Raw genomic sequence first — 23392 nt, forward strand, 5'->3', positions numbered from 1 at the left:
CGCGAATACGGTGTGTCAGCCAGAACCTTTCTCGCTGATCCACCGCCTTCGCGAGCAAGCCCGCTCCCACATTTCCAGTCCCGCAGTGTTGCAGATAATGCGTTACTGCTGCGCGATGCTGTACCCATCGAACGCGGTCTGCTGCTGCAGCGCAGTGATCACGCTCTTGCGGCTCAACGGCTGTTCAGCCCCGGCGTTATCCACAAAGCTCTCGACCTCAAGCTCCGCCTCATCGCCTTCGCCGACAAAGCTGAAGCCCAGGAACTCGAACGCCTCGCGGTCGACATTGAGCTTCGAGCGCGGGGTGCGCAGGGGCAGGGTGACGCTGATGCCATCCTTGCTGATCACAAACACTTCGGCTTCTTTCTTGGGCCGCGATGCCTTGCTCTTGCCGGCGCTTGGGTTGCTGATCGCCTGGTGGCTCTGGTTCAGCACTTTCAGCGCCAGACCGTAGACCAGCTCCTGGAACTCGGGGTCGTCCTTGAAGCTGGACAGGATGCGGCTGATCGAGAATTTGCTGCTCAGGTCTTCCAGGGCGGCGCTGTCAGCGGCCTCGGCGTCCTTGAGTTGCTTGAGCTGGCCCATCAGGTCATAGGCCTTGTCGTCGTCGAAGGCATCGTGGGCCTGGCGGATGGCGACGCGCAGCTCGCGGATCTGGTCGCTTTCCTTGGAGGTGTGAAACGCGTCCAGCACCATCTCGCTGATGATCTTGGCCGCCGGCACATGCTGTGAAAGATTGATGGCGTTTTCGTATTCCGCTTTGGATTGCAAGGCGACTACGGATTCTTCGGTGGTGTAGGAATCGGACATTGAAATTTCACTACTTCAGTAAACGGGGGACAAAAAAGCGTCGGGCATTTTCAGCGGGGAGGGGGATCAGGTCAAGGCGGCACTCTGCCCCACGGTTGTGCTGATCCATATCAACAGGCGCCCCGGGGAAATTCGCTACAACAACACGGGGGCTGAACCCGCCCCCGGTTATCTGCCTGATGACGTATAAAAATAATTGCAGACCTGCGCCGAGGAGACCGCTCCAGGCCGGGTTTTTAAAGGAATATTGCGATGACGCTTCCCCTGTCACGTCTTGGCCTTGTGGGGGTGATGTTCTGTCTGTCCCTTCCCCTGCACGCCAACACCCCCGACCCCGCACTGATCGAACACGGCCAATACGTTGCACAACTGGGCGACTGCATCGCCTGCCATACCGCCAAAGAAGGCAAGGTCATGGCCGGCGGCCTCGAGCTGAGCACGCCGATGGGCACGATCTTTTCGAGCAATATCACCCCGGACCGCGAGACCGGTATCGGTCACTACACCTTCGAACAATTCGACCGGGTCATGCGCGAAGGCGTCACGCCTGCGGGTATGAATCTGTACCCGGCGATGCCGTATCCGTCCTACGCGAAGATGAGCGAGGCGGATATGCGCGCCTTGTACGCCTACCTGATGCACGGGGTGGAGCCCGTGCCCCAGGCCAACCGCGACGCCGACATGGGCTTCCCCTTCAACCAGCGCTGGGGCCTGGCGCTGTGGAACTTCGCCTTTCTCGACAAGCAGCCGTTCCAGCCAGACCCGGGCCGCGACGAGGTGCTCAACCGTGGCGCCTACCTGGTTCAGGGCCTCGGCCACTGCGGTTCGTGCCACACACCGCGCGGCATTGCCTTCCAGGAAAAAGCCCTGAGCGATGCCGGCCGCAGCGGCCAGCATTACCTCGCCGGCGAAACTGTCGAGCATTGGCGGGCGCTGAGCCTGCGCAACCTGTGGACCGTGGACGACACCGTGCAATTGCTCAAGACCGGGCAGAACCGCTTTGCCACCGTCTCCGGCAATATGGCCGATGTGATTCACCACAGCACCCAGCATTTCAGTGACGATGACCTGACTGCCATCGCCAGCTACCTCAAATCCCTGCCGCCGGGCAAAGACGACCTGCCGATGCCGTCCGTGGCCCAGGCACCCGCCGCGCCGCCTGCCGACCTGTTCACCAGCCGAGGCGGCCTGGGCTATATGCAGTTCTGCAGCGATTGCCACCGCAGTGACGGCGCCGGCGTGAAAGGCCTGTTCCCGCCCCTGGTCGGCAACCCGAGCATCGCCGCGAGCAACCCGACGTCGCTGCTGCACATCACCCTGACCGGCTGGGAAACCGCGCAAACGGCGACTCACCCACGGGTCTACACCATGCCCGGTTTCGCCCGGCTGGCGGACCCGGAAATCGCCGAGATCCTCAGTTTCGTGCGCACGCGCTGGGGCAACCAGGGCACCCCAATCGACGCCGCCCAAGTGAAAAAGCTGCGCGCCCAGCTCAACCCGGTCACCACCGATTCGTCCGCCTTCGAAACCCCGCGCCTGGCCGATCTGCTGGCCGCCCCCAACGCCGATCAAGTCATGCGCGGCATGCGCCTGCACCTGCAAACCAAGGCGCTGCTGCCTGACAACGTCGGCAACTCGCTCAATTGCACCAGTTGCCATCTCAATGCCGGCACTGTGGCAGACGGCTCGCCCTTTGTCGGTGTGTCGGCGTTTTTCCCCAGCTACGCACCGCGTGCGGGCAAGGTGGTGACCCTGGAGGAGCGCATTAACGGCTGCTTCCGGCGCTCCATGAACGGCAAGCCGTTGCCGCCGCAGTCAGCCGATATGCAGGCGATGGTCGCCTACTTTGACTGGATGAAAAACAACACGCGGCCTGAAGACAAAGTCGCCGGGCGCGGCGTGGGCAAGGTCGACCCGGCGATCAAGCCCGACCTGGCCAATGGCAAGGCGGTCTATGCCAAGCAATGCGCGGTCTGCCATGGCGACAACGGCCAGGGGCTGGCGCGGGCCGATGGCGAGCTGATCTACCCGCCGCTGTGGGGCGAGCAGTCGTTCAACATCGGCGCGGGGATGGCGCGCACCTACACCGCGGCGGCGTTCGTCAAACGCAACATGCCGATTGGCTTCCACGAGAAATTCCCGTTGGGGCAGGGCGGTTTGTCCGACCAGGACGCGGTGGACGTGGCGGCGTATTTTTCCGGGCAACCGCGTCCGGACTTCCCGGACAAGGTCAAGGATTGGCCGAACGGCGGCAAGCCGGTGGATGCGCGGTACTAGTCCAGTTGCTTGAGGCAGGCCTCGAGGATGTCCAGGCCTTCCTCCAGCACCGCTGGCTCAATGGTCAGCGGTGCGAGCAAGCGGATGATGTGCCGTGACTTGCCGCTGGGCATCAGCAGCAGGCCGGCCTCGCGCGCCAGGCTCAGCAACTGGGCGAGTTGTTTCGGCGCGGGCGTGCCGTCGGCGTGGGCCAGTTCCATGCCGCGCATGGCGCCGACGCCGGTCAGGCGGCCGAGGTAGGGCGACAGGCGCTGTGCGCGCCAGGCTTCATAGCGGCTGACAATCGCTGTTTGCTGCTGCGAACCCCAGGCCTGCAAGTGCTCATCGGTCATCGCGTCCAGGGTGGCCAATGCCGCCGCGCAGGCAATCGGGTTGCCGGAATAGGTGCCGCCGAGGCCGCCTTTGGGCAGGTTGTCCATCAGCGCCTTGCGCCCGACCACCGCCCCCAGCGGCACACCGCCAGCGATGCTTTTGCCGAGCAGGATCAAATCCGGTTCGATGCCCAGGCGCGAGAAGGCGAAGCGCTGGCCGGTACGCCCGAAGCCCGACTGGATTTCATCGGCGATCAGCAGGATGTTTTTTTCATCACAGAAACGCCGCAGCGCCTGGGCGAATTCAATGTCGAGGGCCAGGAAACCGCCTTCGCCCTGCACCGGTTCGAGGATGAAACAGGCGACGTCGTCGATGTCGATTTCCACGCTGAACAGGCGGTCCATGGCCTTCAGCGCTTCGGCACAGGTCACGCCGTTGTCGGCGCTGGGGTAGGGCAGGTGATAGACCGGGCCGGGCAGGACGCCTACCTTTTGCTTGTAGGGCGCGACCTTGCCATTGAGGTTCAAGGTGGCGAGGGTGCGGCCATGAAAGGCCCCGTCGAACGCGATCACCGCCGTGCGGCCGGTGGCCCCGCGCACGATCTTCAGGGCATTTTCCGCCGCTTCGGCGCCGCTGTTGGTGAGCATGCCGCTGACCGGATAGTCCACCGGGATAAACGCGGTCAGGCGATCCATCAGCTCGATGTAGGGCGCGTGAGGCGCAGCGTTGAAGGCGTAGTGGGTCAGTTTCGTCGCCTGTTCGCGAATCGCGTCCACGACCCCCGGGTGGCAATGGCCGAGGTTGAGCACGCCGATGCCGCCGACAAAATCGATATAGCGTTTGCCCGCAGTGTCCCAGACTTCGGCGTTTTTACCGTGGCTGAGGCTGATCGGGTGGACGATGGAAATCGACTGGCTGATGGTTTCGCGGCTCATGAATCTCGGACTCGGCAATGGCGGACGTGTTTTTATCTAAGCCGTGCGCCCGCCCTGGCCGCAAACGAAATAAAGTCGCCGGGTCATTATTAAAAGTCGCGATGTGCACTCACGTAGTCGACCATCCAGTTCAGGAAGGCTTTGACTTTGGGGATCTCGCCGGCGTGTTCGGCATGCGCGATAAAGTGCGCGCCGCTGCTGGGCATGGCGTAGTCCCACGGGATCGTCAGGCTGCCTTGGGCAAGTTCTTCGGCCACCAGGTAATGCGGCACCAGCGCCACGCCATAGCCTGACTGCGCCGCGCGAATGCACATGTAGAACGTGTCGAAACGCGGCCCGTGGTAACTGTTCTGCGAGTGCAGGCCTTGCTCCAGGAACCATTCGTGCCAGGCCTCCGGGCGCGAGGTGCATTGCAGCAAGGTGTGGCGCGACGACGCGTCGCTGCCCTCGGCGACAAACCCCGGCGCACAGACCGGCACCACGGCTTCACGAAACAGCTCGATGCAGGTCGCGCCCGGCCATGAGCCCTGGCCGAAGAAAAACGCGATATCGGCCTTGGCCTGCAGCACGTCGAAGGGCTCCAGCTCGTTGCGCACGTCCAGGTGGATATTCGGGTGTTTCGCCGCGAAGTCCTTGAGCTTGGGCACCAGCCAGCGATCGCCGAAGGTCGGCTGGGTGGCGATGCGCAGCACCTCGGTTTCACCGCCGTAGGTGAGGATGTAACGGCTGGAGATGTCCACCTGGGTGAGGATCTTGTGCACCTCGGCCAGGTACAACGACCCGGCCGGCGACAAGTACAGGCGCTGGCGGACCCGCTCGAACAGGTTGTGGCAGAGCATCTCTTCCAACTGCGCCACCTGCTTGCTGACGGCACTCTGGGTCAGGTGCAGCTCTTCGGCGGCGCGGGTGAAACTCAGGTGGCGGGCGGCGGCTTCGAAGCATTGCAAGGCCGTCATCGAAGGGGTCAAGCGTTTTGAAATCATGCAGTTCATTCCAAATCGGAAGGAGCCTTTGCCTAAAGGTCGTTTGTGGCAGCGCCGTAAAGCCGTGGATACTGCCCGGCAGCACTATAAACCGGCGCGGGCTGTGCAGCGCCGAATAATAAGGAATGACAGGGAGCGCCTTGCATGAACCGATTCAAAACCACGTTGGCCGCACTGGGCGCCACCGCCGTATTCGGCCTCGCCGGCACGGCGCACGCCGGGGCGACCCTGGATGCGATCCAGAAAAAAGGCTTTATCCAATGCGGCGTCAGCGACGGCTTGCCCGGTTTTGGCGTGCCCGACAGCAAGGGCAAGATGACCGGCCTCGATGTCGACGTGTGCCACGCCGTGGCGGCGGCCGTGTTCGGCGATGCGTCGAAAGTGAAGTTCACCCAATTGACCGCCAAGGAGCGCTTCACCGCGTTGCAGTCCGGCGAAATCGACCTGATCTCGCGCAACACCACCTGGACCAGCTCGCGTGATTCGGCGATGGGCCTGGTGTTCACGGGCATCACCTACTACGACGGCATCGGCTTTCTGGTGAACAACAAACTGGGAGTGACCGGTGCCAGTCAACTGGACGGCGCGACCGTGTGTATCCAGGCCGGCACCACCACTGAACTGAATGTCTCCGACTACTTCCGCACCCACGGCATGAAGTACACGCCCATCACCTTCGACACCGCCGACGAGAGCGCCAAGGGCCTGGAGGCCGGGCGTTGTGATGTGCTGACCACCGACCAGTCGGGACTGTATGCACAGCGGATCAAAATGGCTCACCCGGATGAGTTCGTGGTGCTGCCGGAGGTGATCTCCAAGGAACCGCTGGGGCCACTGGTGCGCAAGGGCGATGACGAGTGGTTCAGCATCGTCAAGTGGACGCTGTTCGCGATGCTCAATGCCGAAGAAATGGGCATCACCTCGCAGAACGTCGAGGAACAGGCCAAGACCAGCAAGAACCCGGATGTCGCGCGCCTGCTGGGCGCCGACGGTGAGTACGGCAAGGACCTCAAGCTGCGCAAGGACTGGGTCGTGCAGATCGTCAAGCAGGTGGGCAACTACGGCGAAGTGTTCGAGCGCAATATCGGCCAGGGCAGCGTGTTGAAGATCAAGCGCGGGCTCAATGCGCTGTGGAACAACGGCGGTATCCAGTACGCGCCGCCGGTGCGATAACGCCGGGGCTCAGTCGGCGACCCCACCTTTCCCCGCCGCCTTGGCGCGATACAACGCCTGGTCGGCACGTGCCATCAAGGCGGCGGGGGTATCACCCGATTGGCTCGCCGCCACGCCTACGCTGAGGGTGACGTGGAAGTCGTCGCTCACCGGGTTATCCCTCAACGCCTCGCAGATGCTTTCGGCGATTGCCTTGGCCGTCTCCAGCGACGTGTTGGGCAGCAGTACCATAAACTCATCGCCGCCCCATCGAGCCAGCAGGTCATCGGCGCGTATACAGCCTTTCAAACGCTCGACCACCCGCACCAGCGTCTCGTCACCTGCGCTGTGGCCGTACTGATCGTTGATCGGCTTGAAGTCATCGATATCCATCGCGATCAGTGCCAGCGGCAGGCGAAAGCGTTGGGCGCGTTCGCATTCTTCCAGCAAGGTTTTTTCCATGCGATAGCGGTTGGCGACCAGCGTCAGGGTGTCGCGTTCGGCGAGGGAGCGATTTTCATCCAGCTGCAATTGCAGTTGCTGGTTGACCCGTGACAGCTCGCGCGTGCGCTCGGCCACCAGCACTTCAAGGGATTGATTGCGCTGTTCCAGTTGCTCGACGGAGCTTTTGCGTGAATGGATATCACGGTGGGCGCCCACCATCCGCGCCACCGAACCGTCAGCGTTGCGGGCAATCACGTAGCCACGGTCTTCGATCCACAGGTAGCTGCCATCTTTTTTGCGGCAACGGTATTCGGCCTGGTAGTAGGGGGCACGACGCTGGATATAGTCATCAAACAGCATCATCACCTGGGGGTAGTCGTCCGGATGGATCACGTTTTCCCAGGTGAACACGCTGTTTTCCAGGGCGTGTCGAGGGTAGCCAAGCATTTCATACCAACCCGGGTTGCGGTACACGAACCCGGTATTGGCGTTCCAATCCCAGATGCCGTCGCTGACCAACTCCAGAACGGTGTGCAGCATGTCGGCGTTGAAGTGAGAGAAATCAGTGCCCGGTGGGCTGTTGCCGGGAGTATCGTCCATTGCGCGATCCTTGCTTGGGCTGGCATCCAAGGCCTGCCGATATTGATGCCGGTACTCCGTGGCTGGCGCTACTGTACAACGGGATTTGAGTGCTTTGAATAGGGCGAATGTACGCCTTTGGCAGGATGGCAATAGGCTATCTATCTGGGGCGCCCGACGATTTCCCCGCGCCTTGACGATGCGCAGCGCTTCGCGCCAGCGTTCGAACCGCAGGCACCCCTCGTGGCCATTCGAGCTGGACGGCCTTGTTGTCGATGAAGAAAAGTTACTTGGGGGCCAGCATTCTCGTCCTGGCCTTCCCATCCGCGTTGTGTTGGTAGATCTCTTCAGGTTGGCCCTGTTCGTTGAAAAACACCTGGCCGATCCCCGCCGAGTTCCATAGCCGCTCGCCCGCTTCGGCATGTTCCGGAATATGCGGAACCACCTGCATGGTGCGGCGGCGGGTGAACCAGTTGAGGGGCGAGCGGGGCGAGTAGAGCCAGCGGTTGAGCCGGTCGAACCATTCCAGCAGGCGCGGCGGGAATTCGTTCTTGATGCCGCTGCTGGTGATCTGCCAGATTTTCGGGCCGGCATTGCGATGACGGATCAGTACTTCGTAGACGAACGAATAGTGCACATCGCCCGACAGGATCACGTAGTTCCCCGGTGTCCGTGAGTGACGGAAGATATTCAGGATCACCTGGGCAGCGCCACGATGGGCCATCCAGTTTTCCGCGTCTACCAGCAAGGGGTGGCCGCACCAGCTGAACACTTTTTGCACGGTCTCGATCAGCTTGACGCCAAAGATCGGCGCGGGCGAGACGATGATGGCCGAGGGGTGATCAAGCAGTTCCTGCTGCAGTTCGCTCAAGGCTTCCCAATCCAGCAGGCCGGAAGGTTGCTTGAGGGTGAACTCACTGCGCCAGCGGCGGGTGCGGGTGTCCAGCACCACCAGCGCAGGCGTGGTGGGCAGTACGTAGTGCCATTGCTGGAATTTCAGCAGGGCCTCGAGCAACGCATCCTGCGCGCTGGCGTCCAGGTGGTTGGCCTGGGGCTGGGTGGTCAGCGTCTGGACCTGGCTGACCAGCGGACCAAAGACATCCGGCTGGTTGCCCCAGCCCTGGCACAGCAAATAGGCCAGCAGGGCATTGCCGATGATGCGTTTTGAGAAGGGGTGGCCGTAGGCGGTTTCTTCCCATTGGGCGCTGAGGTTCCAGTCGTCGGTGATGTCGTGATCGTCAAAGATCATCAGCGTGGACAGGTGGGCGAATACCCGCGCGACGCCCGGCAGACCCTGGCGAAAGCGCTCGATCTGTACCCGCTCGCGGGCGTAGCGCTGCTGTTCTTCGGCGCTCAAGCGGGGAGGTTCCAGCGTGAGCAGGTTCCAGGGCGTGGGCGACCAGACCAGCAGGTACATCGCCATGACTTCGGCGAAGGTGACCAAGTGGTTATCGGCGGTGCTGCTGGTGAATATCGGTTTTTTCACCCCGCCGAAAAATCGCTCGCGCAGGGTTTCATTGCTGTCCAGCGCCGGGAGCAGGTCGGCACGGTGGTAGTAGCTGGCGCGATGCCCGTAGAGGCTGGCGCTGTCGTCTATCACCGCTCCTTCCAGGTATTCATCGAACAGGCCCAGGCGCGCGATCAACCCATGGATCGCCCGCAGCATGGGCCCGGCGACATCGTCCGCGTACACCTGGTCGCCGCTCATCATCAGCAGGGCCGGGCGCTGCTCGGGCAGGTGGGCTTCGGCCAGCAGACGGTCGACGCACAGCAGGCCTTCGTCCGCGTGATGGTGTGGTTTGCGGCACGAGCCATGGACCAACTGATGAATACGGCTGTGCAGCACAAAACTGGGGTATTGGGCGTCGGCATACAACAGGTGTGGCGCCCACTCGGCGATGCCGAGGCTGTCGATCAATAGGTCATAGCCAATGACCTCATCCTGGGGCAAGGCGTCATCCAGCGGCACGTCGATCAAGTGGATGACGGCGTCACGCCCCACCGCAACGGTTTGGCATTGGCCCTGATCCAGCACGATGCTGCGGGTCTGCCCGGCGATGTGCAGCGTCAGGGTCAGTACCAGCTCCCGGGTGCCCATCAGCCACAGCACCAACCGCTGGGGTTCCAGGCGGCGTAGCAGGGGGCCGGCGAGTACGGCGGGCAATGTGTCGGGTGGCAGCATGCAGGGAAGGGTTCCAGGCGGGGTCGGCCAAAAACTCTAGCGCATTGAATGTCAGTGTTTTGTTAAGGCGAGGGTATGAAGGGCCGTGCACAGCCCTTCACATGCCCGGTTAGAGCAGTCGACCGCCGCCCAGGCTGTCCAGCGTGCTGGTGCCGGTGCTCCTGCGCCTGTCGTTCGCGGCCGGGCCATCGGATGCAATGGAAGAGGCGTGTTGGTGGGTCTGCTCGATGCTGCGCTTGTTGCGAGAGCGCGTGACTTCATCCTGCTGAGCCACAGATGCAATAGGCATGTTCAACGAGTGATTGAGGGTACTTATCATGGAGGTGGTCCTCTGTCAGTGGTAAGCCTCACCGCTTAGTGAAGCTGAGCCAAACCTACAGAGGGGGACGGCAACCGCGCTATAAACGCCTCGCCGCAACATGTGACGGATCGCGGCTGGAAATCATCGACGCGGCCTTCGGCGCAGCCGCCCGCTTCGTGCGAAGTCGCGGCCTCCCTGGCGTGCAGCCCAAACGCCGCGCAGTTGTGTGCGACGCCTTTACGTAACGCGCTGTAGTAATCCGCGCGGCACCCTGACCCTGGCAGAGCGCCAAGGCGGGAGGCGTGTCAGGTATGCGACTCTTCCATCACCTTTGGCACGGTGAAGCGGAACTCACTGCCACGCCCCAATTCACTCTCGGCGACGATCTTGCCGCCATGGGCCTGCACGATACCTTGGGTGATGTACAGCCCCAGGCCGCTGCCGGTGGGGTTGTTTTCCGCCTGGGTCCAGTAGCGATCGAACACGTGGGGCAGTTGTTCCGGCGCAATGCCTTCGCCCGAGTCACGCACCGAAAACACGATTTCCTCGCCATTGCTCATGGCGCTGATACCGATATTGCCCTGGCGCGGGGTGAACTTGATGGCATTGCCAATCAGGTTCGACAGGACCTGGAACAGCCGCTCCGGGTCGGCATTGATCTGCAGGCCGGGCTCGGTGTTGAACGACAGGTCGATGCCTTTCTCCATCGCCAGCGGGGCAAGCAGGGAGTAGGCCTCTTCGAACATCTGGCTGACATCCAGCGCCACCGGCTTGACCACGTAGCGCCCGGCCTCGATTTTCGAGGTGTCGAGCAAGTCTTCCAGCAGCACATTCATGCGCCCGGCGGCCTGTTGCATGGTGTCGATGGCCGAGGAAATGCGCCGTGAGGTGTGTGGGCCATCGGAGCTGAAGGCCTTTTGCATCATGCCGCACAGCATCGAGATTACGGTCATCGGGTTACGCAGGTCGTGGGAAACCACCGCCACCAGTTCATCGCGGGCGCGCACGGCTTGTTGCTCGCGCAGTACCTGGCGGGCCAGGTCGTTTTCCAAGGCCGAGCGGCGCAGGTCGTTGGCGGCGAAGCGGTCGCCATGGCTCCACTTGGTGGAGATGCCGGCCATTTCGACTTTCCAGATTTCAAATGAAGTACGTGGGCGAAGGCGCAGGCCGGCGTCGGAATTTTCCAGGTCGAGGGGCTTTTTCGGGTCGCCGCTCCAGTTGATGTTTTCCTTCACCTCCGGGCGGAACCACATCACGCCATTGTCCACCGGCTTGGGCAGGCTCATGGCCAACACGCCGCTGGCCACCTGCTGGAACTCGGCAGCCGGCGGGTACACCGACACCAGGTTATGGCTGGAAAATACCGGCTCGCCGCTGTCCTGCAGCCACTTGTGCAAGGCACGGATCTGCGCCGGTTCCGGGCAGTTGCCGTAGCGGTGCAATTGTTTGTCTTCGATGATCGCCACGCCGCCGGCGAGGGTCAGGTCCATCAGCAACTGGCCGCGTTGGGCGAGGCCGTCGAACACGTTGTCTTGCGAAGCTTTCATCGCCTGGTCCAGCAGCGCCAGGGCCTCGACTTTTTCTTCTCGCTGACGGCTCAGGTCCAGGGCTTCCATGGCGCTGATCTGCAACGACAAGACTTGGCCGATGGTCTGGCAGGCGGTGCGCAGGTCGTTGGGCACCAGCAGTGGCTCGCGGTTGCCGCAGCTGATCAGGCCCCACAGCTTGTCACCCTTCATCAGCGAGATGCTCATGGACGACAACACGCCCATGTTCTGCATGTACTGGCAGTGAATCGGCGACACGCTGCGCAGGGTGGCGAAGCTCAAGTCCAGCGGTTGGCCGGTGTCCGGGCGCAGTTTGGGCAACAACGGCACCGGCTCGTAGGCCGCGTTCGGGATGATGCGCAGCCAGTTGGTGCGGTACAGCTCGCGGGCCTGCTCGGGGATGTCGGACGCGGGGAAGAACAGCCCGTTGAACAGCTCCATGGACGGTGCCGACGCTTCGGCAATCACCTGGCCGTGGCCTTCGTCTTCGAAGCGATAGATCAGCACGCGGTCGTAACCGGTCATGGCCTGGATTTCGGTCACGCTGATTTCGTACAGCGCCTGCAGGGTTTTCGCCGACTGCAAACGTTGCAGCATTTTGCCCAGGTCACTGGTGCGACCATTCAGCGCGCGTGGGCGGAAGTCTTTGAGCCGCGGTTCGAACTCCAGCACCAGCACGTCCTGATGGCGGTGCAGCAGGCCTTCGAACTCGGCGCCGTTGAGGCTGACATGCAGCGGCGGGGCATCGAAAAAGCTGTTTTGCGCAGCCACGGTTTGCACGGCCTGGGCGTGTTCGGCCCCGATCAGCGTGTGCAGCGGCTGGCCCAGCAGTGCCTCGGGTGCGTGGCCGAACAGAGCGGCGACGTTGGCGCTGACCTGGATGATGCGCAGGTCCGGCTCCGACAAGGTCAGCAGAGCGCCATGAGGCTGGATCGCACCAGGGAAGCGGATCGGCTCGTCGGCACAGTTGGCAAGCAGCTCTTCAAAATCTTCGGGTTTCATAGCAGTACCTCCTGGCTGTCGAGCCATTGCTCAAAGCAGCTGAACGTCGAACGGGCCGCATCCACCGCGTGCTGTCTGGCCTTGGCGTCCAGCGGCATGTGGCCCAGGTAATCGAGGAAATCCCTCCAGCGTCGACCGGTGTCGGCACCGTAAACATTGAGAAACGCACCGCCGTTGTCCGCATTCACGTCCAGGCGCTGGGCCATTTCGCGGCGCAATACCTGGCCGCCCAAGGTCGCGCCTTCCAGCACATAGAGGGCACCGAGGCAGGCGGCGGGCGTGTCGAGGTGGGGCAGATGGGCGCAGCGGGGCAGGGCATGAATAGCGGCGTCACTCACGCCGAGGGCGTTAAGATCGTTCACCAGGGTCGGCGTTTTCACACGCAATGCCTGGTCGTAGCCCACGGGAATCAAGTCTCGGTCGTACAGCGACGCTTCGATCGGCGCATAAAAACCGTAATACGCCCGGACCAGGCGCTGATACCAGCTGGCATCCAGGCGCTCGGAGAAAAACGGCAGGCGTTTTTCCAGCGCCACGTGCAACAGGCCGGTGCCTTCACGCAACGCTTCCAGCAATGAGGGCGCACTAACGTCATGGGCCGGTGAATGCATTCAATGAGCTCGAAGTGTGGGCCTCTCGGCCATGAATGACGCTTGGAAATGGGCGACGATTCTACACAATTCATGGCGATCAACTGAACGCACAAGGCGAAAAGGCTGACCAGCGGATCAGAAAAGTCGCTCCCTGCTCTTCAATGACCACACGGACCCATGTGAAGTTCGGTCCGGGTGATATCGCCATGCTATCAATGCAAGGACGAGCCCTGCTGGGTCAAGGCGGTTTGCACACACTCCAGCAAATGCTCAGTGCTCCACGGCTTGGGCAGGAACCGTACGGAACCGCCCAACTGCTCGGCCAGTTTGGTATTGCCAGACGTCAGCAGCACCGGCACGCTCGGCCACCGATGCGCGACAACCCGGCTCAGGTCGTAGCCATTGAGTAGCCCCGGCATTTGCACATCGCTGACGATCAGGTCCACCGGATCATCGCCCCGTTCCAGGTAAATCATCCCCTCATCCGCCGAAGGAAACGACGTTACCACCGCCCCGAAATCCTCCAGCACATCCACCATTAACGAACGAATGATCTCGTCGTCTTCCAGCACTAAAATCGATGGCTGAGCCATGATCCTTACTCCACCATCAGGGTCCAGTAAGGTGGAGTGGGGCAGGCGCGGATAGGTTCGATTGGATGTTTATAAGGCGATGGGTGGTCACTTGGAGGGTCTGGCTTGCGCATTTGAGTGGGTGTGCTGCACGATACCGGCGCTCTGCCATCCTGACCGGTCCGGTTCTCACCGGCGCACACACAAGGCCGTCAACCGTGAACGCTCCCGCTGCCTCCTTGATCGACCCGGACCTGGGCAACCGCATGATCAAAGTCGACCACGCCGGCGAGCATGGCGCGATCTGCATCTACAGCGGCCAATTGTTCATGGCCCGCGTGTTCGCGCCCGGCATGGTGGCCGAGTTGCAAGCGTTTCTTTCTCACGAGCGTCGCCACCGCGCGGTATTCCAGGTCGAGTTGCAGCGGCGCGGCTATCGTCGCTGCCGCAGTTACTGGCTGTGTGGGCTGGGCGGGCTGGCGTTGGGGTTGATCACCGGCGTCTGTGGGCGCAAGGCTATTGTCGCCACGACGGTCGCCGTCGAAAGTGTCGTGCTCAAGCACCTGGCGCACCAACTGCACACGCTGCGTGACATTGATCCGCTGGCCGTGGCCGCCATTGCCTCGATTGTCGACGAGGAACAGCACCACCACGACCACTCGGCCGCGCAGATTGATGCGCAGGACCCATGGTTCCGTGCGCTGGCGCCGGTGGTCACGGCATGGACTGAAGCGGTGATCTGGATGGGCATGCGTTCCTGACAAACAGGCATAATTGCCGTTATCACCCGCTGTGGAGTCCACCATGAAGTACGCCTTGTTCATCCTCGCCCTGATCCTCAACAGCGGCTCGGCCCTGGCCGCAGGCGATGTCGAGGCGGGTGGCAAGCTCTTCAGCAAGACCTGCGGCGGCTGCCACAGCATAGGCGAAGGTGCGCGCGGTGGCTTTGGGCCGGAACTCAACGGCATCATCGGCCGACCCGCCGGCACCACCACCGATTACCAGTACTCCGACGCGATGAAGAACTCCGGCGTGGTCTGGACCCGCGACAAGCTCGCCGCCTACATCGAGGCACCGAAGAAGGTGGTGAGTGGCACGCGGATGATCTTCTGGGGCATCAGCGACCCGGAAAAAATCGAAAACATCCTCGCCTACCTGGAAACCTTCCAGGATAAATAGTCACTCCCGCACATTCCGGAACAGCATCAACCGCGCGCTCTCATGCAGCCCCTGCGTGAGCGTCCGCAGGCGTTGAAACTCCTGGGGATGCTGCGCGGCGACGTCCTCGCGCGGTGTGGGTGAAGCCAGGTCATGCAGGGTCGGTGAGCTGCCGTCATGCTGCATCTGCAGTAAAAAGTCCTTGGTCACGCCGCCGATGATCGGGAACGTGCCCTCCTGCAAGACCAGCGGCACCACGCGCTCGCCTTCCGGCGCCGGTTGCTGGATGTCCCGGCCCATGGCGCCGTTGCGAAAGGGTATGCCCGCCATGCCGGCCACCGTCGGCAGCAGGTCCGCCAGGCCCACCGCCTCTTCTATGACGCGCGGTTGCAGGCCGGGGGCGTGGATCAGCAGCGGCACGTTGTTGCTTTCCAGGCCCAGTTGTTCGAAGGCCGGGGCCATGTGTGGGATCTGGCTGATGCGCGTGTTGTGGTCGCCGAAGAACACGAAAATGCTGTTGTCGTACCAACCACCGGCCTTGGCGATTTCCATCAAGCGGCCGATGTTGTAGTCCAGCAGGCGCACCGCATTGTATTGCTCGACGCTGCGCGAACCGGCGGCCTGCACCTGTTCCAGGGTCACGTCCTTGACCTGGAAACCGTCGTTGAGGCGGGGAATGGTGAACGGCCGATGGTTGCCGGAGGTTTGCACGTAGGCAAAGAACGGCTGGTCCTTGGGCACGCTGCGCAACAGCTGGTCGCCTTCCTTGAACAGGTCCAGGTCGGAGATGCCCCACACGTCCACCCGCGGCGAACGCCAGTGGCTTTCGTCATAGAGTTGCACGCCGTCGATGCTCTGGCGGATCAGCGCGTTGATATTCGCCCACCCGGCATTGCCGCCGATCAGGTAGAACTTCTGGTAGCCCTGGAACGCGTTGATCACAGTGTGTTGGCGCGTGATCAGCGGGTTGCGGGTGGCCGTTTCCTGGCGGGTCACATCCGGCACGCCGGTGATGCTCGCCCACACGGTCTTGGCGGTGCCTGTGACGGGCACATAGAAGTGCTTGAAGAACCAGCTTTGCGTGGCCAACTGGTCCAGGTTCGGCGTCGGGTTGAGCGGGTTGCCGTAGGCTCCTACGGCGCTGGTGCCGAGGGATTCGAGCATCACGAAGATCACGTTCGGCGCGCGCTCGCCGGCCAGTCGATACGGCTGCACGGGTTGCTCGCGGATGAAGTTCAGTTGCTGCGCATCCGGCTGGTCAACACCAAGGTACGCGGCGACTTGCGGGTAATGTTCGCGCACCTGGGCTTCATCGAACTGTGACTGGCCGACCTTGAGCGTGTCATACAAAAACAGCACCGGGTTCAGGCCCACGGCGGCCACCTGGCTGTTGCCGGAAAAGAATGCATCGCTCCAGCGCAACGGCACCGGGTTCTCCAGGTTGAGGTTGGCGACGCGGCCGAGCAGGGCCAGCAGCACGGCGACCAGGCCGATCATCGAGACCGAGGCCAGCGCCCATTTGCGCGTGGGCGTGGGCTGGCGATCCAGGGTCAGCCGCTCCAGGCAGATCAACGCCCACACCCACAGTGCTACCGCCGCGAGCCAGCAGGCGGTTATCCACAGCACCGGGTAGGTTTCCCACACCATCTGTTGTGAAATCTGCGCGTCTTGCAGGTAACGCAACACCGTCGCGTTGATGCGCACGCCCAGGTAGGCGTAGTGGCCGAAGTCGATGATGTACACCAGGCCGACCCCGGCCAGCGCGATCACCAGGTAACCCCGCGCGAGCCAGCGCAGGGCCGGCAGGGTGGTGAGGTTCCAGCGCGGCAGCCAGGCCAGCACCGCCAGCGGCAGCAGCAACAGCACCGCCAGGCGCAGGTCGAACCGCAGGCCGATGCCAACGGTTTCCAGCAACGCCGGGGTGTCCAGGGCGAGGCCGGAAAACGCCAGCACGAATATCAGCCGCAAGGCGGCCAGCAACGCAAATACCAACCCAATCGCACCCACGCCGTAGCGCAGGCGGCGTGATTGCAACGCACCCATTAGTTTCCCCCTTCTCAACAACACCACAGATCAAATGTGGGAGTGGGCGTGCTCGCGAACGCGGTGGTTCAGTGCCAGAGATGCTGCCTGACACTGCGCATTCGCGAGCACGCCCGCTCCCACAGGTTGAGTTGCATTAATCCAGCCACGACGCAGTAGCCCGCCAAGAGCGGATCCACCAGATAGTCCCAGTAGTTTTCCGAAGCCTTGAGCCGCAGCGCGAACGCCAGGGTGCCCACCGCCAACATCCACACCGCCAGCGCATTGCGCAGCCACAGCATCAACAGCGCGGCCGCGCCCACCAGCACAATCATCGGCCGCGGATTGAAGCCCCAGCGGTAGGGATCGAAATACGTCAGGCCCAGCGTGGCCGGGTATAGCACTAGGCTCAGCAGGCCAAACAGCAGCAACATTTGCACGTGGTGCTGCCGGTTGAGCGGCTGTACCACGCCCACGCGACTCAAGCCCACCCACGCCAACAACACCAGGGTGCTGATCGCCAGGTCATCGGTAAAACTGCGCACGTACGCCGCCAGCGGCAGCTCGTTGATAGGGATAAAACTCACCGCCACCAGCACCGGCAGCAGCCACGGACGCCAGGGGGCGGTGAAGCGCAGCGCGCACAGCAACACAAAGTCCAGCAGTACAAAACTCAAATGCGCCTGCCACATCGAAACCATCAGAGACGCTCCGCCAGCCAGGCTTCGTTGAAGCTGACATGTTTGATAAAGGTGTTATTCCACGAGTACACCAGGTGGTACATGCCGTCCGGGCTGCGGCTGAAGTACGGGTATTCGTATTCGAAATCGCAGCCTTGGGGTTTGCACACGCGGTAGTCGAGGTTGCTGAGAAAGCGCTGCTCCAGCGGCAGGCGCCGGGCGCCGCTGGAGGCGCGGAAGCCTTCGCCGATGATCGCCTTATAGGCTTCGGGGGAGAACGGTTGGCCGAGCGGGTCCGGCGACTCATCCAGTTGCACCACGGTGCGCCATTGGCTGAGCTGGGCGTCGGTGCCGTAGAGGCTGAGTTTGAAACGGCCATCCTCCAGGTCGTTCAGGGCCACCAGCAACCCATCGTCCACCGTGCCCACCGCAGCCAGCGACGAGTTGGGATTGGCCGGCTCCAGCGGGTACGGCTCGCTCCAGGTCTGGCCGGCGTCTTCGGTGCGGCTGGCCAGAACCCGGTGATGGGTGTCGCCGGCGTAGCGCAACATCGCTACGGCGCGCTTGCCGTCCAGCGGCACGATGGTCGGTTGCAGCGAGTGTTTGCCGCGACTGATGCGAAATTTGTCGATCACTGCGCCATCGGCACTCAAGTACAGGTACTCGGCAAACTTGCCCATGAACTCGTGGTACACCGGCAGACCGATCGAGCCGTCGGCATGGAACACCGGGGCGGCGCGCACCAGGGTGCTGATATTGAAGAACGGTGAGGTCACCAACTGCCTTGGCGCCGACCAACTGGCGCCGAGGTCCTCCGAGACCATCAGATTGATCGCACTGGCGGCCCAGCCACCGACTGACACCGATACGTAAAACATCCACAGGCGTTTATCCGGCCCGAGGGCGATGACCGGGTTGCCCAGCTTGCGGATATAGCGCTGGGTGCCGTCGCGAGTGCTTTCCCGCGTGGCCAGCACCTGCTCGGCGCCCCATTCGCCGCTGCGCGCATCAAAGCGCGCGGTGCGCACCTGCACATCGGCCGCGCCTTCGCGTGAGCCGGCAAACCACACTGCCATCAAATCGCCGCCGGGCAGGGCGGTGACGGACGAGGAATGCACAAAGTCAGTGAGTTGGGTGGACACGAAGCGGCTGGTGTATTGCGCCGGCGCCGCCACTTTCGCGGGGGGCGGGCTGGTCTCGGCAAACGGTGCCAGCACATGGGGCGGATGGCTTTGCCAGGCCGCGAAGAATACGGCCAGCAGGCTGCAAATCAATAAGGCGGAGCGCATAGGGAACCTGTCGGCAAAAGGATTACTGCGCACGCTCATCCGGCAGGCGCTTCCTGCGACCGGTGAGCATCGATAACGGCAGGTTGTCCCGCACCTGGATACTTTCAAACAGCGCGGCCAGCACATGCACGCAGACCAGGCCAAGAAGCACATTGGCGGCGGTCTCGTGGATTTGCTGGGGCCAATCGGCGCCCCATAGCGCATCGACTTCCTGCATCAGGAAGCCGCTGACGCCCAGAGTCAGCAAGGCCAGCAACATCAACAGCATCACCAGCGCACCAATGGGCGAATGGCCCAACCGGTGCAGCGGGCGGCGGTTGAGCAGCGAGCGCGCGTGGGCATCCAGTCGTTTCGGCGTAGGCCAAAAGTCCGCCCAACGCGCACTGCGCGGTCCGACAAATCCCCACACCAGCCGTACCAGCAGCCAGGCCATGGCGTAGTAGCCCAGCCAGACATGCCAGTCATCGCCCGCTTCATTGAAGAAGTAATTGGCGACGAAGACCCCGGCGATCGACACATGAAACAGCCTCACCAACGGGTCCCACAGGCGCAGGGATTCGCCTGGCATCAGCCTTTGATCTCAGTCTTCACGGCTTTGCCGGTGACCGGGTCGTGGTAGATCTCGACTTTGCGCTTGTCTTTGTCGAAACCGTAGATCTCGTAGCAGTTGCCGTCGGTGACCTTGAACTTGCTGATTGTGTAGCCTTCGGCCTTGAGCTTGTCCTGGAAGGCTTTCTCGTCTTGCCATTGCGAGCGCTCGGCGGTGGTGCATTGCGGGCCGGCGATGGCCAGGGGGCTGGCGATAATCAGGGACAGCAGGAGAATTTTGCGCATGGAAAAGCTCTCAGCAGAAGTGGGAGGTTTCACAGTGCAAAACCAACCTTAGCGCAACCTTAGTTGGCAACGAGCCGTAACATCTTTGCCGAAATGCCCCGTGTCATAACCCGGCATGATGCCGCCGATTCCTACAGAGATTCTGCTATGCGCCTGCTCCTTGTCGAAGATGATCGTGCCCTCGGCCAGGGGATTCGGGTGGCGTTGGGCGCCGAGGGCTATACCCTCGATTGGCTGCAGGATGGCGTCGCGGCCCTGCATGCGCTGCGCACGGAGAACTTCGATTTGCTGCTGCTCGACCTCGGCCTGCCGCGCCTCGACGGCCTCGACCTGTTGCAGCAACTGCGCGCCGAGCAGCACGACGTGCCGGTGCTGATCCTCACCGCCCGCGACGGCACCGCCGAGCGCATCGCCGGGCTGGACGCCGGCGCCGACGACTACCTGGTCAAACCCTTCGACGTAGAAGAACTCAAGGCCCGCGTGCGTGCCCTGTTGCGCCGCAGCCAGGGGCGTGCGCAACCGATGCTGGAGCATGCTGGCATCCACCTCGACCCGGCCACCCAGCAAGTGCGCTACCTGGACGAAGACATCATCGTCACACCGATGGAATACCAACTGCTGCACCAACTGATGGTGCGCCCCGGCAAGGTGGTGACGCGCGAGCGGCTGTCCCGCGCGCTGTATGGCTGGCAGGACCGCGTCGAGAGCAACACCCTGGAAGTGCTGATTCACAACCTGCGTAAAAAGCTCTCCACCGAACTGATCCGCACTGTGCGCGGTGTCGGCTATGTGCTGGTGCTCAAACCATGAGCTCGGTTCGCGCGCGCATCCTCATCCCCGTCTTGCTGCTGATATTGGCAGGTGACGCCCTGATCAGTTGGCTGGTATTACGTGACAGCCACCACGAAATCGAAGAGGTCTATGACGCCCAGCTCGCCCAGAGTGCGCGCCTGCTGCAAGGTGTCTTGCGCCAGCGCGATCCCGGCGAAGCGGACTGGGACCGGTTGTACGAGGCGTTTGACCAGGCCATGAGCCGCGTCGGCGTGGAGGGCGTCGCCCATCCTTATGAAACCCGGTTGACCTTCCAGGTATGGCGCACTGACGGCCAGTTGCTGGTGCGCTCCGCCGAAGCGCCGATCCTTGCAGCGCCGCCGACCACATTCGGTTCCCACGACATCCTCGACAACGGCAACGACTGGTGCGCTTTCCTGCTCGCCGATCCGCAACAGGGCTTGCTGATCTGGGTGGGCGAGCGCGACGACATTCGCCAGGACCTGATCCAGCGCATCGTGCGCCACACGCTGTGGCCCACATTGATCGGCGTGCCGCTGCTGACGTTGTTGATCTGGCTGGTGATCGGCTGGGGCCTCAAACCGCTGCGTGCGATGGTCTTGTCGATTCGTGGACGCAATACCGACACCTTGCAACCGCTGCACCTCAAGCCCCTGCCGACTGACCTTGAGCCCATGCAAACCGCACTCAACCGACTGCTGGTCCAAGTGGACGACCTGCTCGAGCGCGAGCGCCGCTTCATCGCCGATGCCGCCCATGAACTGCGTACACCCTTGGCGATCCTGCGTATCCACGCCCAGAACGCGCAAAGCGCCGCGACCCCGGAGCAACAGCGCGAGGCCCTGGATTTCCTGGTCAACGGCGTCGACCGCGCCACCCGTATTGGCAGCCAGCTGCTGACCATGGCGCGCATCGAACCGCAACTGAACAACCCCAAGCGCATCCCCGTGCAACTCACCGAACTGGTGCGCGAAGAACTCGCCGAACTGACCCCGCTGGCCATGGAGCGCGGCGTGGAACTGGTGCTCGAAGGCAATGAAGAGTGCTGGGTCGAAACCGAGCCGGTGGCACTGGCCATCGCCCTGCAAAACCTGGTGACCAACGCGCTGAACTTTTCCCCTGCGGGCAGCGAAGTAAAAGTGGTGATTGGCACCGATTGCCTGAGCGTGGAGGATGAGGGGCCAGGGATCGACGAGGCGGAGTTGGCGCGCCTGTTCGAACGCTTTTACAGCCGCGGCAATGCCAACGGCGCGGGGCTCGGACTGGCGATTGTCGAGATGATCGTCGGCAAGATCGGCTGCCGCCTGGCATTGCATAACCTGGAGCAAGGCGGGTTATGTGCGCGGCTGGTGTTCAGCGTGCGCTGATGCACCGCTTTCGCAGCCTCGCTAAGGCTCGACAACTCCCACAGGGGATTGGCCGTGTCGCCCTTATTTCAATCCTCTGGGTGATAGCCATGTTCGACGCGATGAAGCTCAAGTGTGGGAGCAACTGTCGAGCCCTGGCGAGGCTGCGAAGGCTGGGGCATTGCTGGCATTTTCTGCGCCTTAGACACCGCTTTCGCAGCCTCGCTAAAGCTCGACAACTCCCACAGGGGATTGGCGGTGTCGCCCTTATTTCAATCCCCTGGGTGATCGCAATATCCGGCGCGATGAAGCTCACCTGTGGGAGTTGTCGAGCTTTAGCGAGGCTGCGAAAGGATCACCTTGGTATGCCTGCCGGACCTGCGCATTTGCATCGCCGCCTTCCCGAAGTGTGACCGCTCGCCGTTTCAGTGCGGAACAATCCGTTTAAACTCGGGTCCAGTCATCACTCACTCTCACCTTGATAAGGACATCCTCCCGTGAAGCGAATCGCGCTGCTCTCCCTCGCCCTGGCCTTGGGCGCCTGCCAATCCAACCAACGCGACTCATCGCCCAGCCTGCTCAAGGACGGTATCCAACTGCGCCAGAAAACGGTGGCCGTGGATGCGGATCATGCCAAGGTCATCATGAAGGCCAGCGGTGGCACCAACCCTGTCGAATTCGCCGTGCGCCGCGAAGGCGACCCCGACCAGCGCCTGGAAACCCTCGGCACCGTCATGGACACCGGCGAAGGCAAAGTCTTCAACTGGATCGCCAAGCTCAACCAGACCGTCGCCAGCGCCGGGTTCAAGCGTTTTCCGCAGCTGGAACTCCAAGCGGATCCAGGCAAGAAACTCACCGTCTCCAGTTCAGCGAGAAGCCAGGGCAACGGCGCTTACTACAGCTGTGGGCCGGTGATGAGCACGTTCAGCCCGGAAAAGGCCAAGGTGTATCTGGTTGAGTTCCAGTTCAGGCTCAATAGTGCGGCGTGTGCCCAGCAGGTGTTTGATATTACGGATCCGGCGAATCGGGTGTTGATTGGAGGGGAAGGGAGTGAGGCGAAAGAGGGCTAAGCGAAGTTGATTAAACGGTGGGTTTTGCCCACCGTTTGCGTGCTGAAGACTGTGCGAATACCACACCGTTGAAGGTGTGGGTGTTGTAGTCGGAGAAGGGCCCCATCTGCTCGGGCGTCAGCATTGGATTGACCTTTTGCACCAGGCCCGCTTCGTCGACCCACAAGCCGCTGTAGTAGCTGTTTTCATCCGTTCTCACGGACTCCTCCTTGTCGCTTTCATGCATCGCAACCATCCAGAAGATGGGCTCTGGGCGATCCAAGCGGGCTTTGGCTTCGCTGAAAACCTCATCCCACGGGTGGCCCACTTTGGATAGGAGAAACCGGAACAGCGGAGTGTAATCAAAACCGTGTCGTTGATGGCTGTGCATCGAACCGCGGTTTGATCGTTTGTCTTTTTCGCTTTTAGTGTGCCGCTCGTACCGGTAGGCGCGACAACTGCCGTGGCGCACGCCGTGGGTTCGGGTGTTGACTGAGCGGTAGAGGAGGAGCTTTTGCAGTGTGGGTTTCATC

22 protein-coding genes are annotated in these 23392 nt (G+C 62.3%); 7 read left to right on the forward strand and 15 right to left on the reverse strand.

What is annotated here, in order from left to right:
* Positions 1–102: 102 nt before the first annotated feature.
* A complete protein-coding gene (locus AC07OJ_RS28145) occupies positions 103–810 on the reverse strand; it encodes a hypothetical protein (RefSeq protein ID WP_065908539.1) in 708 nt (235 codons plus the stop codon).
* Positions 811–1062: 252 nt separating this feature from the next.
* Here AC07OJ_RS28145 and AC07OJ_RS28150 point away from each other — a divergent pair, with 252 nt between their 5' ends.
* Positions 1063–3087 (forward strand): c-type cytochrome, encoded by a 2025-nt coding sequence (locus AC07OJ_RS28150; protein ID WP_495095636.1) that lies wholly within the window; start codon positions 1063–1065, stop codon positions 3085–3087.
* Here the strand turns inward: AC07OJ_RS28150 and AC07OJ_RS28155 are convergent.
* Together AC07OJ_RS28155 and AC07OJ_RS28160 are read right to left on the reverse strand one after the other, a co-directional pair.
* A complete protein-coding gene (locus AC07OJ_RS28155; protein ID WP_495095637.1) occupies positions 3084–4334 on the reverse strand; it encodes a 2-aminoadipate transaminase in 1251 nt (416 codons plus the stop codon). The two genes, AC07OJ_RS28150 and AC07OJ_RS28155, sit on opposite strands and share 4 nt — an antisense overlap.
* 89 nt (positions 4335–4423) lie before the next feature.
* A complete protein-coding gene (locus AC07OJ_RS28160; protein ID WP_065908545.1) occupies positions 4424–5317 on the reverse strand; it encodes a LysR substrate-binding domain-containing protein in 894 nt (297 codons plus the stop codon).
* A 144-nt stretch (positions 5318–5461) separates the two neighbouring features.
* On the opposite strand from AC07OJ_RS28160, the gene AC07OJ_RS28165 reads away from it, so the two are divergent.
* Positions 5462–6490, forward strand: a complete 1029-nt coding sequence (locus AC07OJ_RS28165; RefSeq protein ID WP_120449856.1) for an amino acid ABC transporter substrate-binding protein — start codon at positions 5462–5464, stop codon at positions 6488–6490.
* Positions 6491–6499: 9 nt separating this feature from the next.
* Here the strand turns inward: AC07OJ_RS28165 and AC07OJ_RS28170 are convergent, their stop codons facing one another.
* From AC07OJ_RS28170 to AC07OJ_RS28195, 6 genes are all read right to left on the reverse strand, one after another.
* Positions 6500–7513: a sensor domain-containing diguanylate cyclase gene (locus AC07OJ_RS28170; protein WP_213552623.1), complete on the reverse strand. Its 1014-nt coding sequence runs from the start codon at positions 7511–7513 to the stop codon at positions 6500–6502.
* A gap of 265 nt (positions 7514–7778) precedes the next feature.
* The gene (locus AC07OJ_RS28175; RefSeq protein ID WP_495095638.1) at positions 7779–9674 is read right to left on the reverse strand and encodes an alkaline phosphatase D family protein; all 1896 of its coding nucleotides are present in this window, start codon (positions 9672–9674) and stop codon (positions 7779–7781) included.
* A gap of 109 nt (positions 9675–9783) precedes the next feature.
* Complete coding sequence (locus AC07OJ_RS28180) at positions 9784–9993, reverse strand: hypothetical protein (RefSeq protein WP_065908553.1); 210 nt, start codon at positions 9991–9993, stop codon at positions 9784–9786.
* Positions 9994–10280: 287 nt separating this feature from the next.
* Complete coding sequence (locus tag AC07OJ_RS28185; protein ID WP_495095639.1) at positions 10281–12524, reverse strand: ATP-binding protein; 2244 nt, start codon at positions 12522–12524, stop codon at positions 10281–10283.
* The gene (locus tag AC07OJ_RS28190) at positions 12521–13135 is read right to left on the reverse strand and encodes a biliverdin-producing heme oxygenase (RefSeq protein ID WP_495095640.1); all 615 of its coding nucleotides are present in this window, start codon (positions 13133–13135) and stop codon (positions 12521–12523) included. Before AC07OJ_RS28190 ends, AC07OJ_RS28185 begins: the two co-directional genes overlap by 4 nt.
* 194 nt (positions 13136–13329) lie before the next feature.
* Positions 13330–13710: a response regulator gene (locus AC07OJ_RS28195; RefSeq protein WP_065908558.1), complete on the reverse strand. Its 381-nt coding sequence runs from the start codon at positions 13708–13710 to the stop codon at positions 13330–13332.
* A 197-nt stretch (positions 13711–13907) separates the two neighbouring features.
* Between AC07OJ_RS28195 and AC07OJ_RS28200 the strand changes: the two genes are divergently transcribed.
* Positions 13908–14450 (forward strand): demethoxyubiquinone hydroxylase family protein, encoded by a 543-nt coding sequence (locus AC07OJ_RS28200; protein ID WP_495095641.1) that lies wholly within the window; start codon positions 13908–13910, stop codon positions 14448–14450.
* Positions 14451–14493: 43 nt separating this feature from the next.
* Positions 14494–14868: a c-type cytochrome gene (locus AC07OJ_RS28205; protein ID WP_495095642.1), complete on the forward strand. Its 375-nt coding sequence runs from the start codon at positions 14494–14496 to the stop codon at positions 14866–14868.
* On the opposite strand, the gene AC07OJ_RS28210 is transcribed toward AC07OJ_RS28205, so the two are convergent.
* The 5 genes from AC07OJ_RS28210 to AC07OJ_RS28230 all read right to left on the reverse strand — a co-directional run bounded on the left by AC07OJ_RS28210 (position 14869) and on the right by AC07OJ_RS28230 (position 19672).
* Positions 14869–16890, reverse strand: a complete 2022-nt coding sequence (locus tag AC07OJ_RS28210) for an LTA synthase family protein (RefSeq protein ID WP_282397969.1) — start codon at positions 16888–16890, stop codon at positions 14869–14871. It lies immediately after the preceding gene.
* Between the two features lie 68 nt (positions 16891–16958).
* Positions 16959–17570: a hypothetical protein gene (locus AC07OJ_RS28215; RefSeq protein WP_495095643.1), complete on the reverse strand. Its 612-nt coding sequence runs from the start codon at positions 17568–17570 to the stop codon at positions 16959–16961.
* On the reverse strand, positions 17570–18838 hold the full coding sequence (locus AC07OJ_RS28220; protein WP_495095644.1) for a sialidase family protein: 1269 nt from the start codon (positions 18836–18838) through the stop codon (positions 17570–17572). Before AC07OJ_RS28220 ends, AC07OJ_RS28215 begins: the two co-directional genes overlap by 1 nt.
* A 22-nt stretch (positions 18839–18860) precedes the next feature.
* Positions 18861–19406, reverse strand: coding sequence for a cytochrome b/b6 domain-containing protein (locus tag AC07OJ_RS28225; protein ID WP_495095645.1), 546 nt, complete (start codon positions 19404–19406; stop codon positions 18861–18863).
* On the reverse strand, positions 19406–19672 hold the full coding sequence (locus AC07OJ_RS28230; protein ID WP_065908564.1) for a PepSY domain-containing protein: 267 nt from the start codon (positions 19670–19672) through the stop codon (positions 19406–19408). Before AC07OJ_RS28230 ends, AC07OJ_RS28225 begins: the two co-directional genes overlap by 1 nt.
* Before the next feature lie 147 nt (positions 19673–19819).
* Here AC07OJ_RS28230 and AC07OJ_RS28235 point away from each other — a divergent pair, with 147 nt between their 5' ends.
* The 3 genes from AC07OJ_RS28235 (at position 19820) to AC07OJ_RS28245 (ending at position 22880) form a co-directional block, all read left to right on the forward strand.
* Complete coding sequence (locus AC07OJ_RS28235; protein ID WP_120449838.1) at positions 19820–20482, forward strand: response regulator; 663 nt, start codon at positions 19820–19822, stop codon at positions 20480–20482.
* Complete coding sequence (locus AC07OJ_RS28240) at positions 20479–21831, forward strand: sensor histidine kinase (protein WP_282397315.1); 1353 nt, start codon at positions 20479–20481, stop codon at positions 21829–21831. Before AC07OJ_RS28235 ends, AC07OJ_RS28240 begins: the two co-directional genes overlap by 4 nt.
* 476 nt (positions 21832–22307) lie before the next feature.
* Positions 22308–22880 carry a hypothetical protein gene (locus tag AC07OJ_RS28245; protein ID WP_201145839.1) on the forward strand — a complete coding sequence of 191 codons (573 nt, stop codon included), beginning with the start codon at positions 22308–22310 and terminating at the stop codon, positions 22878–22880.
* A 10-nt stretch (positions 22881–22890) separates the two neighbouring features.
* Here the strand turns inward: AC07OJ_RS28245 and AC07OJ_RS28250 are convergent, their stop codons facing one another.
* Positions 22891–23391 (reverse strand): hypothetical protein, encoded by a 501-nt coding sequence (locus AC07OJ_RS28250; protein ID WP_495095646.1) that lies wholly within the window; start codon positions 23389–23391, stop codon positions 22891–22893.
* Position 23392 lies beyond the last annotated feature (1 nt).

The organism is Pseudomonas sp. GW821-FHT09C08, from assembly GCF_059418125.1.

Excerpts from the sequence above, each read along its gene's own strand:
- AC07OJ_RS28205 (WP_495095642.1), top strand. The coding sequence starts at position 14,494 with ATGAAGTACGCCTTGTTCATCCTCGCCCTGATCCTCAACAGCGGCTCG.
- AC07OJ_RS28240 (WP_282397315.1), top strand. The coding sequence starts at position 20,479 with ATGAGCTCGGTTCGCGCGCGCATCCTCATCCCCGTCTTGCTGCTGATA.
- AC07OJ_RS28145 (WP_065908539.1), bottom strand. The coding sequence starts at position 810 with ATGTCCGATTCCTACACCACCGAAGAATCCGTAGTCGCCTTGCAATCC.
- AC07OJ_RS28210 (WP_282397969.1), bottom strand. The coding sequence starts at position 16,890 with ATGGGTGCGTTGCAATCACGCCGCCTGCGCTACGGCGTGGGTGCGATT.
- AC07OJ_RS28165 (WP_120449856.1), top strand. The coding sequence starts at position 5,462 with ATGAACCGATTCAAAACCACGTTGGCCGCACTGGGCGCCACCGCCGTA.
- AC07OJ_RS28195 (WP_065908558.1), bottom strand. The coding sequence starts at position 13,710 with ATGGCTCAGCCATCGATTTTAGTGCTGGAAGACGACGAGATCATTCGT.
- AC07OJ_RS28250 (WP_495095646.1), bottom strand. The coding sequence starts at position 23,391 with ATGAAACCCACACTGCAAAAGCTCCTCCTCTACCGCTCAGTCAACACC.
- AC07OJ_RS28220 (WP_495095644.1), bottom strand. The coding sequence starts at position 18,838 with ATGCGCTCCGCCTTATTGATTTGCAGCCTGCTGGCCGTATTCTTCGCG.
- AC07OJ_RS28190 (WP_495095640.1), bottom strand. The coding sequence starts at position 13,135 with ATGCATTCACCGGCCCATGACGTTAGTGCGCCCTCATTGCTGGAAGCG.
- AC07OJ_RS28225 (WP_495095645.1), bottom strand. The coding sequence starts at position 19,406 with ATGCCAGGCGAATCCCTGCGCCTGTGGGACCCGTTGGTGAGGCTGTTT.
- AC07OJ_RS28230 (WP_065908564.1), bottom strand. The coding sequence starts at position 19,672 with ATGCGCAAAATTCTCCTGCTGTCCCTGATTATCGCCAGCCCCCTGGCC.
- AC07OJ_RS28215 (WP_495095643.1), bottom strand. The coding sequence starts at position 17,570 with ATGGTTTCGATGTGGCAGGCGCATTTGAGTTTTGTACTGCTGGACTTT.
- AC07OJ_RS28175 (WP_495095638.1), bottom strand. The coding sequence starts at position 9,674 with ATGCTGCCACCCGACACATTGCCCGCCGTACTCGCCGGCCCCCTGCTA.
- AC07OJ_RS28235 (WP_120449838.1), top strand. The coding sequence starts at position 19,820 with ATGCGCCTGCTCCTTGTCGAAGATGATCGTGCCCTCGGCCAGGGGATT.
- AC07OJ_RS28160 (WP_065908545.1), bottom strand. The coding sequence starts at position 5,317 with ATGATTTCAAAACGCTTGACCCCTTCGATGACGGCCTTGCAATGCTTC.
- AC07OJ_RS28150 (WP_495095636.1), top strand. The coding sequence starts at position 1,063 with ATGACGCTTCCCCTGTCACGTCTTGGCCTTGTGGGGGTGATGTTCTGT.
- AC07OJ_RS28170 (WP_213552623.1), bottom strand. The coding sequence starts at position 7,513 with ATGGACGATACTCCCGGCAACAGCCCACCGGGCACTGATTTCTCTCAC.
- AC07OJ_RS28185 (WP_495095639.1), bottom strand. The coding sequence starts at position 12,524 with ATGAAACCCGAAGATTTTGAAGAGCTGCTTGCCAACTGTGCCGACGAG.
- AC07OJ_RS28180 (WP_065908553.1), bottom strand. The coding sequence starts at position 9,993 with ATGATAAGTACCCTCAATCACTCGTTGAACATGCCTATTGCATCTGTG.
- AC07OJ_RS28155 (WP_495095637.1), bottom strand. The coding sequence starts at position 4,334 with ATGAGCCGCGAAACCATCAGCCAGTCGATTTCCATCGTCCACCCGATC.